A 15,215-nucleotide genomic window follows, 5' to 3' on the forward strand; every position below is an offset into this window, starting at 1 on the left:
GCCGAATCCGGCAGTAGTGCCCCGCCCTCTTCGCGCAGTCGGCGTGGTCGCCGCCTCGAGCCCGACGGAACCCGCACCAGCCGTTGGCTATCCGCCGGATCGGCGCATCGCCGACAACTCGGTGCGGCGCCGAAGTCGTTGTGCAGCATGATGAATCGCTTCGCGGATGATCTCGTCCGCGTCGATGTCACGCCGCTCGGCGGCCGCCACGATGATGGCCAGGTCTTCGGCGTCGGGCTGAATCGTGATCCGATGCAACGGCATACGAGCGTTGTCGATGAATCGGAGCGCCCCGCAAACGACCCGGGCCGGGACGCTCGGTGAGCGTCCCGGCCCGGAATCGGACTGCGAAGGGGATCAGGCGGTCGGGGCGAAGGCCTCGCCGACGATCTCCGCCTGTTCGACGGCGTGCACCTTGCCGGAGCCCGAGGACGGGGCCGACATGGCGCGGCGCGAGATGCGGCGGAGCTTGCCGAAGCGTTCCGGCAGGATCTCCGGCAGGTTCAGGCCGAAGAACGGCCAGGCGCCCTGGTTGGCCGGTTCCTCCTGCACCCACACCAGATCGGTGGCGTTGGGGTAGGTGGCCAGCTTCTCGTTGAGGCGGTACGACGGGATCGGGTACAGCTGCTCGATCCGGACGATCGCCACGTCGTCGCGGTTCTTCTTGGCCTTCTCGGCGGCCAGCTCGTAGTAGAGCTTGCCCGAGGTCAGCAGGATCCGCTTCACCTTCGTACGGTCGCCGTCGCCGGTCTCGTAGGTCGGCTCCTCGAGCACCGAACGGAACTTGTTGTCGGTGAAGTCCTCGATGTTGGAGACGACGGCCTTGTTGCGCAGCATCGACTTCGGGGTGAAGACGATCAGCGGGCGGCGGATGCCGTCCAGCACGTGCCGGCGCAGCAGGTGGAAGTAGTTCGACGGAGTGGAGGGAACCGCCACCGTCATCGAACCCTCGGCGCACAGCATCAGGAACCGCTCGATGCGGCCGGAGGTGTGGTCCGGGCCCTGGCCCTCGTGGCCGTGCGGCAGCAGCAGCACGACCTCCGACAGCTGGCCCCACTTGGCCTCACCGGAGGAGATGAACTCGTCGATGATCGACTGGGCGCCGTTGACGAAGTCGCCGAACTGCGCTTCCCACAGCACCAGCGCTTCCGGATTGCCCAGGGAGTAGCCGTATTCGAAGCCGACCGCGGCGTATTCGGAGAGCGCGGAGTCGTGCACCGCGAACCAGCCCGGGTTGGCGCTGCCGATGTTGTGCAGCGGGGTGTACTCGGCGCCGGTCTTGCGGTCGATGACCACCGAATGCCGCTGCGAGAAGGTGCCGCGGCGAGAGTCCTGACCGGTCAGGCGGACCGCGCGACCCTCGTCGACCAGCGTGCCGAAGGCCAGCAGCTCGGCGAACGCCCAGTCCACCTTGCCCTCGTAGGCCATCTCGCGGCGCTTCTCCAGCACCGGCTTCACGCGCGGGTGCACGGCGAAGTTCTCGGGCACGTTCAGGAAGGCGTCACCGATGCGCTGCAGCACGGTCTTGTCGACGGCCGTGACCACCGTGGTCGGCACGGTCTGTTCCATCTCGACCGAATGGCTCGGGGCCGGCGGGTACTTCTCCAGTTCGCGGACCTCGTTGAACACCCGCTCCAGCTGGCCCTGGTAATCGCGCAGCGCGTCCTCGGCCTCCTTCATGGAGATGTCACCACGGCCGATCAGGGCCTCGGTGTAGGACTTGCGGACGCTGCGCTTGGTGTCGATGACGTCGTACATGTACGGCTGGGTCATCGACGGGTCGTCGCCCTCGTTGTGGCCGCGGCGGCGGTAGCAGATGAGGTCGATCACGACGTCCTTGTGGAACTGCTCGCGGAAGTCGACCGCCAGCTGCGCCACCCAGACGCACGCCTCCGGATCGTCGCCGTTGACGTGGAACACCGGCGCGCCGATGAATTTGGCGATGTCGGTGGAGTACTCGGTGGACCGGCTGTTCTCCGGCGCCGTGGTGAAGCCGATCTGATTGTTCACCACGATGTGCACGGTGCCGCCGACCCGGTAGCCGCGCAGGCCACCCAGGTTCAGCGTCTCGGCGACCACACCCTGGCCCGCGAACGCCGCGTCGCCGTGCAGCATCATCGGCACGACGGAGAAGGTGCGCGCCTCCTCACCCTTGGTGACGAGGTCTTCCTTGGTGAGCAGGTCCTGCTTGGCCCGGACCAGACCCTCCACGACCGGGTCGACCGCCTCCAGATGCGACGGGTTCGCGGTCAGCGACACCTTGATGTCGTTGTCGCCGAACATCTGGATGTAGGTGCCCTCGGCGCCGAGGTGGTATTTCACGTCGCCCGAGCCGTGGGTGGCGGCCGGGTTCATGTTGCCCTCGAACTCGGTGAAGATCTGCGAGTAGGGCTTGCCGACGATGTTGGCGAGCACGTTGAGCCGGCCGCGGTGCGGCATGCCGATGACGACCTCGTCGAGCGCGTGCTCGGCGCACTGGTCGATGACCGCGTCCATCATCGGGATGGTGGTCTCGGCGCCCTCCAGCGAGAAGCGCTTCTGGCCGACGTACTTGGTCTGCAGGAAGGTCTCGAAGGCCTCGGCCGCGTTGAGCCGGGACAGGATGTACTTCTGCTGCGCGACGGTCGGCTTCTCGTGCTTCTGCTCGACCCGGTCCTGAATCCACTTGCGCTGCTCGGGATCCAGGATGTGGGTGTACTCGACACCGACGTGCCGGCAGTACGCGTCGCGCAGGATCGACAGCACGTCGCGTAGCTTCATGCGCTCCTGGCCGTGGAAGCCCGCGACGTTGAACTCGCGGTCCAGGTCCCACAGGGTCAGGCCGTGCTGGGTGACATCGAGGTCCGGGTGGCTGCGGAACTTGTCCTTCACCAGCCGCAGCGGATCGGTGTCGGCCATCAGGTGACCGCGGTCGCGATAGGCGGCGATCATCTCCTGGACGCGCACGCTCTTGTCGACGCCGCGTTCCTTGATGTCCTTGCGCCACCGCACGGGCTCGTACGGCACACCCATCGTGTGGAAGACCTCGTCGTAGAACTCGTCCGCGATGAGGAGCTGATGGATGGTGCGCAGGAAGTCGCCGGACTCCGCGCCCTGGATGATGCGGTGGTCGTAGGTCGAGGTGAGCGTCATCAGCTTGCCGACGCCGATCTCGGCGAGCTGTTCGTCGCTCATGCCCTGGAACTCGGCCGGGTATTCCATGGCGCCGGCGCCGACGATGGCGCCCTGGCCCGGCATCAGCCGCGGCACCGAGTGGTTGGTGCCGATGGTGCCCGGGTTGGTCAGGGAGATGGTGACCCCGGTGAAGTCCTCGGTGGTCAGCTTGCCGTCCCGGGCCCGGCGGACGATGTCCTCGTAGGCCGAGTGGAACTGCCCGAAGGTCATGGTCTCGGTGTTCTTGATGGCCGCGACCACGAGCGTGCGGCTGCCGTTCTTCCCCGGGAGGTCGATGGCCAGGCCCAGATTGGTGTGCGCCGGGGTGACCGCGTTCGGCTTGCCGTCGATCTCGGCGAAGTGCCGGTTCATGTTCGGGAACGACTTGACCGCCTGGACGATCGCATAACCGAGCAGATGGGTGAACGAGATCTTGCCGCCGCGGGTGCGGGCCAGATGATTGTTGATGACCACCCGGTTGTCGATCATCAGCTTCGCCGGGATGGCCCGGACGCTGGTGGCCGTCGGGATGGTCAGCGAGGCCGCCATGTTCTTCACAATGGCGGCGGCCGGGCCGCGCAGCACCTGCGACTGGTCGGCGGCGGGTTCCGCGGGCTTCGGGGCGGTGGCCGGCGCGGCGACCGCGGCGGGCTGCGTGGTCCGCGCCTGCGGCGGCGCGGCGGCGGTCGAGGCCGCCGCGGCGATCTTCGGAGCGGGGGCCGCGGGCGCGACGGGCGCCGAGGTGGGCTTGGGGGCCGGAGCGGCCGTGGGCTTGGGGGCCGAAGCGGCGGCGGGCTTGGGAGCCGGTGCGGCGGCGGGCTTCGGAGCCGGGGTGGAGGCGGCGGGCGGGGCAGCGGGCGCCGGGGCCGGAGCGGGCGCGGCCGTCGCCGGGGCGGCGACAGCGGACTGCCCGTTGGCCGTGGTGTCGGCCGTGGCATCCGGGGTGTAGTCGGCCAGAAATTCGTGCCAGCTCTCATCGACGGACGAGGGGTCCTGTTTGTACCTTTGGTACATCTCGTCGACGAGCCACTGGTTCTGTCCGAACTGGGATGTTGAGCTGCTCACAGCAGGTGTTCGCCTCATTTCGTTCTTCGCGCTGCGACGTTTGTGACGTGCTCGGCACGGGTAATCGGCATGCTGCGCGCCGATGCGCCCTTCTGAGGATAGGCCCAGCCCCAATTCCGAGGTCACCGACCACCGGATGGATCCAGCCTCATAGATGACGACTCGTCCCCGGATGAGAATATTCCTCAACCCTGCTGTGCGGCGAGCCACATGCGGGAATAGGGGCCGCTCGCGGACAGAAGTTCCTGGTGGGTGCCGGTTTCGACAATTCGGCCACGATCCACGACGGCGATCCGATCGGCCCGGGCGGCGGTGGCCAGCCGGTGCGCGACGATCACCGACGTCCGGCCGCGCATCACCGAACGGCCCGCGGCCAGCACTTTCTCCTCGGTGTCCGGGTCGAGAACGGCGGTCGCCTCGTCCAGCAGCAGCAGATCCGGGTCGACCAGTTCGGCCCTGGCCAGCGCGATCAACTGCCGCTGACCGGCCGACAGGCCGCGACCGCCCTCGCCGACCGGGTGCCGCATCCCCGCCGGCAACCCGGCGATCAACTCCAGCGCACCCACCGCCGCGGCCGCCTGCTCGATCTCCGCCCTGGTCGCGACGGGTTTCCCGAAGGCGATATTGCTCGCCACATCGCCGGTGAACAGGTGTGCCTCCTGCGGCACCATGCCGAGCCGGGACCGGTAGTCGGCGAGGCGGTAGTCCCGGATGTCGGTACCGGCGACACGAATCACACCGGGGCCGGTCGGGGTATCAATCGGATCGCCGGCCTCGGTGGCGGGTTCCGGCCGCGGCAGGTCGTACAGCCGGGCGAGCAGCTTCACGATCGTGGACTTGCCCGCACCGGTCGCGCCGACCAGCGCGAGACTGGTTCCCGCCGGAATACGCAGTGAAACATCATCCAGCGCAATGATTTTCGCGTCCGTGTAGCGGAAGTGCACGGCATCGAACTCGACCTCGGCTGCCTTGCGACCACCGGTCTGCACCGGATGCGCCGGATCGGCCGAGATCGACGAGGGCGTGCGCAGCAGCGCCGCGATCCGCTGCAAACCCACCCGGGCTTGCTGATATCCGTCGAAGACCTGCGACAACTGCACGATCGGGTTGAACAACAGGCTCAGGTACAACACGAACGCGACCAGGGTGCCCGCGGTCGTCGTCCCGTGCGCGACCGCCCGCGCGCCCACGTACACCACCGCGGCCTGCGCCAGATCGGCCCAGCCGATCACGAACGCGAAGTACAGCGCGATCGCCTTCTGCGCCCGCAACCGGCTGCGCCGGTACCCGTCGGAGTAATCGGTGAACCGCCGGCCAGCGGCGGTCTCGTTCCGGTAGGCCTGGGTGGCCCGCAGGCCGGCGACGTTCTCCTGGAAGTCGGCGTTCACCGTCGCCACCCGCTCCCGCGATTGCGAGTACGCGGCGGCCGCCACCCTGCGGAACACCAGCGTCGCCGCGATCAGCGGCGGCAGGGTCGACAACACGACCACGGCCAGTCCGGCATCGATCACCAGCAGCGCCACCACGATGCCGGCGGCGGTGACCAGGCTGATCAGCGCGGTGCCGAGCCCGGTCTGCAGGAAGGTGGACAGCGCGTCGATATCCGTCGTCATCCGCGTCATGATGCGACCGGACAACTCGCGCTCGTAGTAGTCGAGCCCCAGCCGCTGCAGGTGGGCGTAGCTGCGCACCCGCAACCCGTACAACACCCGTTCGCCGGCGCGCGCCGACAGGATCGTCCCGGCCGCCTCGTCCGCCCAGCTCAGCGCGACCAGCACCGCGCCGAAACCGGCCGCCAGCGCCAGCGCCCCCGCGGCACCGACGGCCACCCCGTGGTCCAGCGCGTACCGGGACAACGCCGGAAACGCCACACCGATGGCCCCGTCGGCCGCCAGCAGCGCCACCACCCCGGCCAGCAGCCACCGCACCGGCCGCAGCAGCCGCACCAGCCGGAATTTCGGATCGGGCCGCTCCAACTCCCGATCATCGAGCCCGGGCGACTCCGAGATCGGCGGCAGCGCCGCCAGCGTCTCCCGGATCTCCAGCGGCACATTGGCGGCGGCGTGCCCGGCGATCTCGGCCTCGACACGATCACCGTCCGTCCCGTCGGCCGCGCCCGGCCGATTGCCGAGGGTGCCGGACCCGTTCGCCCTGTCCGTCCCGGGGCGGGCCCGGCGGAGACTGTTCGGTGCGGGGGTGAATTCGGTCCCGGAATCGGCCGTGGGCGCAGCGCCTCCGGTGTCGTCCGTCGTGCGGCCTGTGCGAGCCGAGTTCGAACGGTCCGCGACATGTTTGGTCGAGGCAGCGAAGATTCCGTCGAAGTTATCCGGGATTCGTTGCAGCGCAATGATTTCCGGGGCAGTGGCGATCGCCGACTCGCCTGGGGAGGCGACCGGCTCGGGCACGGTCGCCACGATCGGGTGAGCAGTCTCCGCGAAGGCCGGATCGGCCGAGGCCGCCACGCCCGGTTCCGCGGCGTCCCAGAGATCACCGGTTCCGGCGGGAAGGGGTGCGGGGAGGCGGATCACCCGGTCGGCGTGGGCGAGGGTGGACTCGCGGTGGGCCAGGATGACCGTGGTGCGCCCGGCGCGGGCGGGCAGGGCCTGGAAGATCGCGGCCTCGGTGACGGCGTCGACGGCGGAGGTCGCGTCGTCCAGGATCAGGATGCGCGGGTCGGCCAGCAGCGCGCGGGCCAGGGCCAGGCGCTGGCGTTGACCGCCGGAGAGGGTCAGGCCGCGCTCACCGACCACGGTGTCGTAGCCGTCGGGCAGTTCGGCGATGAACTCGTCGGCGGCGGCCTGCTCGGCCGCCCGGCGGATCTCGTCGGGTGTCGCGTCGGGATGGCCGAGCGCGATGTTGGCGGCGATGGTGTCGGAGAACAGGAAGGGGTCGTCGAACGCCACCCCGACCGCCGCCCGCAGATCACCGGCCCGCAGGTCGGCGATGTCGGCCTCACCGTCGCTGCCGCGAAGCACGATTCGCCCGCTGCCGGGGGCGTAGAACCGCGGCAACAGCAATGCCAGCGTCGACTTGCCGGACCCGGCGGGCCCGATGATCGCGACCGTCTCACCGGCCCGCACGCTCAGGTCGAAATCACGTAGTACCGGCCGATCCGGGTCGAATCCGAAGGTGACCGAACGCAGTTCGATACCCAGCGGCCCGTCGGGCAGGGCGACCGGCTCGGCCGGGTCGATGGTCTCGGGCGCCCCGTCGACCACCTGGTACACCCGCTCGGCGGCGGCCCGGGTCAGCTGCGCCATCACGACCACGCTCGACACGATGCGGGTGTTGGAGGACAGCATGGTCACGTAGGCGGCGAACGCGAGGAACGTGCCGATGCCGATTCCGCCGTGCAGTGCCAGCATGCCGCCGAGCCCGATCACCGCGACCAGTCCGGCCTGCGGGATCGCCGTCACCGTGGGCGCCATCCGGGCGTCGATCCGGGCGGCCCGCATCCGTTCCGCGTAGAGGGTGCGGCCGTGCTGTTCCAGCACCCGCACCATCCGGGCCTCCTGCCCGAACCCCTTCACCACCCGCACGCCGGTGACGGTCTCCTCGACATGCTGCGCCAGATCGGCGGCCCGCTGCTGCGCCGACCAGGTCGCCGCGTGCAGCCTGGGCCGGACCCGATACACCACGCCCGCGATGGCCGGAACCGTCAGCAGCGCCACCACCGCCAGGACCGGGGACAGCACCAGCATCACGATCGCGGCGAGCACCGACATGAACAGCGACATCCCGGCGAGTGGCGCCATCGCCAGCAACCCCTGCACCAGTTGCAGGTCACTGATCGATCGTGACACCACCTGGCCGGTCCGCAGCCCGTCCTGCCGTGGCCCGTCGTAGCGGTGCAGGGCGGTCAGCAGATCCACCCGCAGTGTGTGCTGCACGTTCAGCGCGAGCCGACCGGCCAGCCACCGCCGCCCGTACGAGGTGGCGAACCGGATCACCGCCAGCAGCACCATCACCCCGGCCAGCACACCGATCACCCGCACGTTCCCCGCACGGGCACCGTCCAGCGCCTGTTTGGCGGCCAGCGGCGCCGCGACCTCCGCGACCGCCCCCGCCGCCAGCGATCCCACAACTCCTGCGAGCAGCCCCGCCGGTTGTGCCCGGCACGCCGACCACAACCGCCTGATCCACCCCGGGCCCGCCTGTACCTGCATCTCGTTCATTCCGATTCGACAGTACCCACCCCCGCCGACACCCCCGCCGCCCCGAACCCGCCCGCACACTCACCGCGACCACCGCAAGCACCGCACGGACTGCCACCACTTCGACCGTGGAACCGCGCCGAACGCACGACAGTGCGCGGTGTTCCCACCACACCCCGAACTCGCCATTACCCCGCTCGAAACGAGCCGAAGACGCACGGCTGCAACGGAACACGCTGCTCGATCGATTGTCGGCCGAAGACCACCGCCGATTCGCTCTCAACCGCCGGGCCCGACCATGGCCCGCCACGGCGAACTCCTGCGAGCACCCAGCTCATACGGAAACTCGATGTCCAGGCGACGGGCCGGTGCGCCGACGAACAGCCGACTTCCTCATCACCGGCGCCAAGCGCTGGCCACGACCCCACGGCGACCGACACGGTGAGCTGTGGAAGCGGCGACTCGGGATCGAAAGCCGGAACCTCGACCTGTGCGAGGAGCGCCCCACCGCGCTACAGGTCGCGTTGCCGCACGTACCACCAGGCGGCGGCGGAGAGGGCGGCTGTCCACAGGACCAGGATGATCGCCGAGGCCGCGGTGGGAGCCAGGAAGTGACTCTTGGGGAAGGAGCCGACCATCACTGTGCCGACGGTCGCCGACAGCGGGAACAGCACCGCGAATCCGGGGACGCCGACGAAGCGCGCGACGTACCAGAGGGCGGGTTCCGCGATCAGCGGCCACAGGATCAGGGTTGTGATCGCCGGGCCGGGGGAGCGGAACAGCAGGCCGAGGGCGGTGCCGATCAGGCCCCAGCAGACGACGGCGAGCAGGCCGCCGCCGAAGACCGACAGCAGGCGCAACCCGAACTCGATGCGATGCCGGCCGGCGGCGAGCATGCCCAGCAACGCGCCGAGTTCCACCGAGACGGCCAGCACCAGCGCATACAGCGCGCTGACCGCGAATTTCGCGCCGAGCAGCAGGTCGCGATCGGTGGTGAACAGGGCCGTCAGCGGCAGGCTCTGGTGGCGGAATTCGTCACCGGCGGCCAGGGCGGCGAGGATCGCGGCGGCCGCGAGCGTCACGAACAGCGCGATGTAGAGGCCGACGCTCGCCGTACCGGTGGCCAGGGTGGCGTGCGGTTGCGGTCCGGTGCCGCGCAGCGCGGAGATTCCGCCGACCACCAGGCCGAGTACCGCCGCGACCGGCACCGCCTGCCGGCCGAGGCGCGAGGTGGTGATCTTGCGGATCTCGGCGGTCGCGGCGCGGCCGATCTCCGGCGGCACAGTGAGATTCATCGGGGTACCCCGTACGGGCTCGTCGGGACGGGGGAGACGGGCGCCGGCCCGCTGCGGGTGAGCGCGGCCAGCACCCGGTCCGGGTGCACCGGTTCCGGAATCAGCTCGGTCAGCTGGACCCGGGCGGCGACGGCGGCGTTCTCGATGTCCTTGCGACCGGCCTCGGCGACGGCGAGCCGGCCGTCGGAGCGCATCACGGTGTCGGTGAAACCGTAGGCGGCCAGCGCGGTGGCCAGGGCGATCGGGCTGGAGGCGCCGACGATCAGCCGGTCGGGGTGGCTGCGCCGCAGTGTGCGCGGGGTGCCTTGGTACACCACGACGCCCTCGCTCAACACGATCAGCTGATCGGCGATGGGTACCGCGGCGGCCAGACTCTGCGAGGTGAGCAGTGCTGTGCCGCCGCGGCGGGTGTGTCCGCGCAGCAGGTCCGCGAGCCAGCTCCGATCGGGGGCCTCGAGCCCGTCGAACGGATCGTCGAGGACGAGCACCGGCGGATCGCCCAGCAGGGCGATCGCGGCCGCCAGCCGGATCTGCTGCGCCGGACCGAGCGAGCGCACCCGCTGCCCGGCGAGATCCCGCAGGCCGGTCCGCACCAGCAGCGCGTCGACCTCTTCGTCGGGTGCGCCGGCGGCCCCGGCGTAGACGCGCAACTGGCCGCGAACGGTGGCGCCCGGCTGCAACCCGCGCGGGTCCAGCACCGCGCCCGCCCGCCCCTCGACGGTGCGGGTGCCCGCGGTCGGCGCCACCAGGCCGAGCATCAGCCCGGCGACGGTGGTCTTACCCGAACCGGGCGGGCCGACCAGCGCCGCGACGCTACCGGCGGTGACCGTGAAACTCACGTCGTGCACGGCGACCGTCGCGTCGAAGCGTTTGGTCAGGCCCGCGGCGGTGATCGCGGGTGTGCGGGCTCGGCTCATCGCGACTCGTCCAGTGGCGGCAGTGGTTCGGCGTCGATGACCAGGGGGTCGGGCCAGCGGGCCGGGGCCGGTCCGAATGCCTTGTGCGCGTTCTCGATCACGCGCTTGCCCAGTGCGCGATTGCCGAAACCGCCGATGGCCGCGCCGATTCCGGCCGGGATCACCTTGCCGACCATCAACGCGCTGCGTTTGGCCACGAACTGCACGATGAACCGCTTCAGCAGCGAATCGTTCATGGACCTGATCCCCGGGATCCGGTCGGCCAGCAGATCGCCCCAGTTCTTCGCGGAGCGGCCGACGTTCTTCTCGACGATCTGCATGCCGCTCTCGCCCAGCACCACCGCGAGCACCAGGGCCCGGCGACGTTCCGCGTCCTCCGGGGCGACGCCGTGCACCGCGGCGATCGCCAGGGTGAACAGGGCCGACGCCTCCAGGAAGAACGCCGTCTCCGCGCTCATCGCGGCCAGCGCGGCGAACGTGCCCACACCGGGGACGGCGGCGGTGGCGCCGACCGCGGTACCGCTGCCCGTGACGGTGGTGAGGTACATCTTCTCCAGCCGTACCGTGATCCGGTCCGGACCTTCCCCGGGATGCGAGCGGCGGAGCCGCTCGACGTATTTCGCGACCGCCGGCGCCTGCAACTGGGACGCATTGTCCAGCCCCGACACCACGGCCTTCTCCAGACCGTCCTTCAACATGGCAACCCCTCTCGTGCGGTGCGCTCCCAAACTCTATCGGGATCCGCCGACACTTTCCGTGATGCCCACGGCCGCCTACGGTGAACCTGTGAGCGGCACTTCCGAAGGAGCGAAGGGAACGCCTCACCCGCGGCTGCGGCCCTACATCCGCGGCTACGACGGGTATCTGCTGCACGGCTTCGCGCCGGGCGTGCACATCGGGATGCCGTCGACCACGCTGACGGTGATCGTCACCATCGACGAGCCGATCGAACTGCCGGTCTCCCCGCATCCGGGCCAGCCCGGCGGCCGCTGGGAGGCGCTGGCCAGCGGCCTCACCACCCGCCCGGCGCTGATCGCGCACCGCGGCCGTCAGCACGGGGTGCAACTGGCGCTGACCCCGTCGGGGTCGCGGGCCCTGTTCGGGGTGCCGGCGGCCGAACTCGGTTCCTGGCTGGTCGACCTCGCCGATCTGCTCGGGCCGCGCGCGGCGGAACTGCGCGAACGGCTGGCGGCGACCACCGACTGGGCGCGGCGGTTCACGATCCTCGACGAGATCCTGTTGCGCCGCGTCGAGGACTTCGAACTCGACGCGAACCTGCGCTGCGCCTGGCGGCTGCTCACGGATCCGGCACGGCGCCGCCCGGTCGCCGCAGTTGCCGACGAGATCGGCTGGAGCAGAAGGAATCTCGCCATCCGGTTCGGATCCGAATTCGGGATCACACCGAAGGACGCGGACCGGCTGACCCGCTTCGAACGCTCCCATCGCCTGCTGCGCCGCCCGGAGGTCACCGTGGCAGCGGTGGCCGCGGCCGCGGGGTACTACGACCAGGCCCACATGGCCCGGGAGTGGCGTGACATGGCGGGCCTGCCACCGTCGCAATGGCTGGCCCGGGAGGTTTTCCCATTCGTCCAAGACCGTGACACCGACCGGTGAGAGGCTGACGACATGACCGAGAACGCGAACACCACCACCGTGGCCACCGCGCTGTGGCCGTCCTTCGTCTACCGCGACGCACCCGCCGCGATCACCTTCCTGCACAACGCCTTCGGCTTCGTGGAACGCGCCCGCTACGGCGACGGCGACACCGTCGACCACGCCGAGCTGTCCTGGCCGGGCGGCGGCGGCATCATGCTCGGCTCGCAACGCGAGGGTATGGCGCTGGATCAGCTGCCGCCGGGCACCGGCTCGGTGTACATCGTCGTCGACGATCCGGACGGGCTGTACGCCCGCGCGCAGGCCGCCGGCGCCACCATCACCCGCGAACTACGCGACGAGGACTACGGCTCCCGCGGTTTCACCTGCCGCGATCCGGAGGGCGTGTACTGGAGTTTCGGCACCTACGCGGGTGCCGGCGACCGGGACTGAAGAACGACGGCCGCGCGCCGATGAGTTTCGGCCGCCGCTCGCCTCTGTATGTGTGGAGGTGATCGACATGGCGACAGCGGTTGTCGTGCAGTACCGGACCCGTCCCGGCGCGGCGGAGGAGAATCAGCGATCGATCGAGCGGGTGTTCGGTGAACTGGCCGAGCTGCACCCGGAAGGGCTGCGCTACACGGCTCTACGGATGCCGGACGGCGTCGGATTCGTCCACGTCGCGATCGTGGAGGGCGAGACCGCGCTCACCGATCTCCCGGCGTTCCGGGAGTTCCAGGCGGGCGCGGCCGACCGGATGGCGGAACCGCCGGTGGTGACCCGGGCGGCCGTCATCGGCGCGTACCACCCGTAGGCGCATCGTGACGGTGACCGAATCCGGCGTGGGCGACGACGCCTTCACGCGGGCGACCGCGCCCTACTACACCGAACTGCTCGCCTACTGCTACCGAATCCTCGGATCCGTCGAGGACGCCGAGGAGGTGGTGCAGACGGTGTATCTGGACGCCTGGCGGGCCTATCCGCGCTTCGAGGGCCGCTCCTCGCTGCGAACCTGGTTGTACCGCATCGCGACTCGCGCGGCGGTGCGCGAGGCCCAACAGGTGCGTCGCCGGCCGCTGCCCTCGGACCTGAGCGGCCCGGCCGGTCCGTACCACCCGATCGGCCGGGCGGCGACCGAGGTGCCGTGGCTGCATCCGCTCCCGGATGCCCTGTGGGCGAACGATTCCGCGGACCCCGGCACGGTCGTCGCGGACTTCGAGACGATCCGGCTGGCGTTCGTCGCCGCGTTGCAGGAACTACCCGCGCGACAACGGGTGGTGCTGTTGCTGCGCGAGGTGTTGCAGTGGCAGGCATCGGAAATCGCCGAACTGCTGGGCATCTCGGTGCCGGCGGTCAACAGCGCGCTCCAGCGGGCCCGTGCCGGAATGCCGTTGTCCGATGCCCGCCGGCTCGAACCCGAGCCACCGCGAGTACGGGAATTCGTCGACCGCTACGTCGCCGCCTTCGAGAACGCCGACATTCCGGGCCTGCTCTCGATTCTGACCGAGGACGCGCGCTGGGAGATGCCGCCGCAACAGGAATGGTTCGCCGGCCGCCCGGATGTGGTGGCCTTCCTGCGGCCCCGGCTGGCCGAATCCGGCCGTCTCGTCGCGGTGCCGGTCGGCGCGAATGCGCAACCGGCCGTGGCCCTGTACAGCCGGGACGCCGCGGATGTCTTGCGCGCCCACGCGATTCACGTGCTCACCGTGCGACCGGACGGCATCGCGGCCGTGGTGTCCTTCCAGATCCCGGCCCTGTTCCCGCGCTTCGGATTACCGATGGAATCGGACGTTCGGCCACACGTGCCGGTTCCCGCGAGCGCCCTCGGGGCCGGTTGGCCGGGACCTCGCTGATCGGCCTCGGGCGACGAGCGGATAACGGATGCCCGATCTCGAAACACCGGGCCGCGGTGCCGACCGGGAGGTGCCGACCGGGAGCTGTTCCGGCACGGCCGATGGGTCGGGCGGCGGCGCGGGAAGCGGCCGCCCTACCCGCCGGGGACCAACTCCGGCGCCGGGGGCGGTCCCGGCGGGGTTCCGTCACCGAAGGGCCTGCCGCCCAGCGCTTCCCGGCCGTGCGGAGTGTGCCAGCCGGACAGGTCGGGCCCCTTCGGCACGATGCCCGTCGGATTGATCCCGGAGTGCACGACGTAGTAGTGCGTCTTGATCTGCGCGAAGTCGACGGTGTCCCCGAAACCGGGTGTCTGGAACAGGTCTCGCGCGTAGGCCCACAGCACCGGCAGCTCGGCGAGCTTCTGCCGATTGCACTTGAAGTGCCCGTGATACACCGCGTCGAACCGGACCAGCGTGGTGAACAGCCGGACATCCGCCTCGGTGATCGCGTCGCCGACCAGATAGCGACGCCGGGACAGCCGCTCCGACAACTGATCCAGCGCGGTGAACAGCCGGTCGTACGCGGCCTCGTACGCCGCCTGCCCACCGGCGAAACCACATCGGTAGACACCGTTGTTGACCTCGCTGTAGACCAGCCGGTTCACCTCGTCGATCTCGTCACGCAGCGCGTCCGGATACAACTCGGGCGCGCCGGGCCGGTGATGCGCGGTCCATTCGGTGGTGAAGTCGAGGGTCATCTGCGCGTAGTCGTTGGTGACCACCTGCCCGGTCGGTACGTCGACGATCGCGGGCACCGTGATGCCGCGCGGATAGTCGGGGAACCGGGCCAGATAGGCGTCCCGCAGGAAGTGGATCCCGAGCACCGGATCGACCTCGCCCGGATCCAGGTCGAAGGTCCAGCTGCGCTCGTCGTGGGTCGGCCCGCAGAGGCCCAGCGAGAGCGCGTCCTCCAGCCCGAGCAGCCGCCGGACGATCAGGGTCCGGTTGGCCCACGGGCAGGCGCGGGCGGCGACCAGCCGGTACCGGCCCGGTTCGACCGGATAGCCGTCCCGCCCGTCGGCGGTGATCCGGGTGCCGATGTAGTTGGTGTCCCGCGTGAACGCGCCGCGCTCGGCGGAGGTCTCGGTAGTTCCCGAACTTTCCACCCGGCCAGTGTTCCAGATCGGCCGTCGTCCGGAGACCGCC

General features: G+C 70.1%; 11 protein-coding genes. 4 read left to right on the forward strand and 7 right to left on the reverse strand.

The window, feature by feature from the left end; translation table 11 throughout:
• Window positions 1–87: 87 nt before the first annotated feature.
• From NRB56_RS21020 to NRB56_RS21045, 6 genes are all read right to left on the reverse strand, one after another.
• On the reverse strand, window positions 88–264 hold the full coding sequence (locus NRB56_RS21020; protein WP_153344770.1) for a hypothetical protein: 177 nt from the start codon (window positions 262–264) through the stop codon (window positions 88–90).
• Between the two features lie 93 nt (window positions 265–357).
• Window positions 358–4,236: a multifunctional oxoglutarate decarboxylase/oxoglutarate dehydrogenase thiamine pyrophosphate-binding subunit/dihydrolipoyllysine-residue succinyltransferase subunit gene (locus NRB56_RS21025; RefSeq protein WP_153344772.1), complete on the reverse strand. Its 3,879-nt coding sequence runs from the start codon at window positions 4,234–4,236 to the stop codon at window positions 358–360.
• 167 nt (window positions 4,237–4,403) lie between these two features.
• Window positions 4,404–8,393 (reverse strand): ABC transporter ATP-binding protein, encoded by a 3,990-nt coding sequence (locus NRB56_RS21030; RefSeq protein WP_153344774.1) that lies wholly within the window; start codon window positions 8,391–8,393, stop codon window positions 4,404–4,406.
• A 491-nt stretch (window positions 8,394–8,884) separates the two neighbouring features.
• A complete protein-coding gene (locus NRB56_RS21035; protein WP_153344776.1) occupies window positions 8,885–9,667 on the reverse strand; it encodes an ABC transporter permease in 783 nt (260 codons plus the stop codon).
• The gene (locus tag NRB56_RS21040) at window positions 9,664–10,584 is read right to left on the reverse strand and encodes an ATP-binding cassette domain-containing protein (RefSeq protein ID WP_153344778.1); all 921 of its coding nucleotides are present in this window, start codon (window positions 10,582–10,584) and stop codon (window positions 9,664–9,666) included. The genes NRB56_RS21035 and NRB56_RS21040 overlap by 4 nt, the downstream gene beginning before the upstream one ends.
• The gene (locus NRB56_RS21045) at window positions 10,581–11,282 is read right to left on the reverse strand and encodes a hypothetical protein (protein WP_153344779.1); all 702 of its coding nucleotides are present in this window, start codon (window positions 11,280–11,282) and stop codon (window positions 10,581–10,583) included. The genes NRB56_RS21040 and NRB56_RS21045 overlap by 4 nt, the downstream gene beginning before the upstream one ends.
• Before the next feature lie 61 nt (window positions 11,283–11,343).
• On the opposite strand from NRB56_RS21045, the gene NRB56_RS21050 reads away from it, so the two are divergent.
• From NRB56_RS21050 to NRB56_RS21065, 4 genes are all read left to right on the forward strand, one after another.
• On the forward strand, window positions 11,344–12,198 hold the full coding sequence (locus tag NRB56_RS21050; RefSeq protein WP_153344781.1) for a helix-turn-helix domain-containing protein: 855 nt from the start codon (window positions 11,344–11,346) through the stop codon (window positions 12,196–12,198).
• A gap of 12 nt (window positions 12,199–12,210) precedes the next feature.
• Window positions 12,211–12,630 (forward strand): VOC family protein, encoded by a 420-nt coding sequence (locus tag NRB56_RS21055; RefSeq protein WP_153344783.1) that lies wholly within the window; start codon window positions 12,211–12,213, stop codon window positions 12,628–12,630.
• Between the two features lie 67 nt (window positions 12,631–12,697).
• The gene (locus tag NRB56_RS21060) at window positions 12,698–12,991 is read left to right on the forward strand and encodes a hypothetical protein (RefSeq protein WP_153344785.1); all 294 of its coding nucleotides are present in this window, start codon (window positions 12,698–12,700) and stop codon (window positions 12,989–12,991) included.
• A gap of 7 nt (window positions 12,992–12,998) precedes the next feature.
• Entirely contained in the window at window positions 12,999–14,030 is a 1,032-nt protein-coding gene (locus NRB56_RS21065) for an RNA polymerase subunit sigma-70 (protein WP_319943294.1), read from the forward strand.
• A 134-nt stretch (window positions 14,031–14,164) separates the two neighbouring features.
• Here the strand turns inward: NRB56_RS21065 and NRB56_RS21070 are convergent, their stop codons facing one another.
• Complete coding sequence (locus NRB56_RS21070) at window positions 14,165–15,175, reverse strand: glutathione S-transferase family protein (protein ID WP_319943295.1); 1,011 nt, start codon at window positions 15,173–15,175, stop codon at window positions 14,165–14,167.
• Window positions 15,176–15,215 lie beyond the last annotated feature (40 nt).

Origin of the sequence: Nocardia aurantia (genome assembly GCF_009604425.1) — a bacterium.
Taxonomy (GTDB): domain Bacteria; phylum Actinomycetota; class Actinomycetes; order Mycobacteriales; family Mycobacteriaceae; genus Nocardia; species Nocardia aurantia.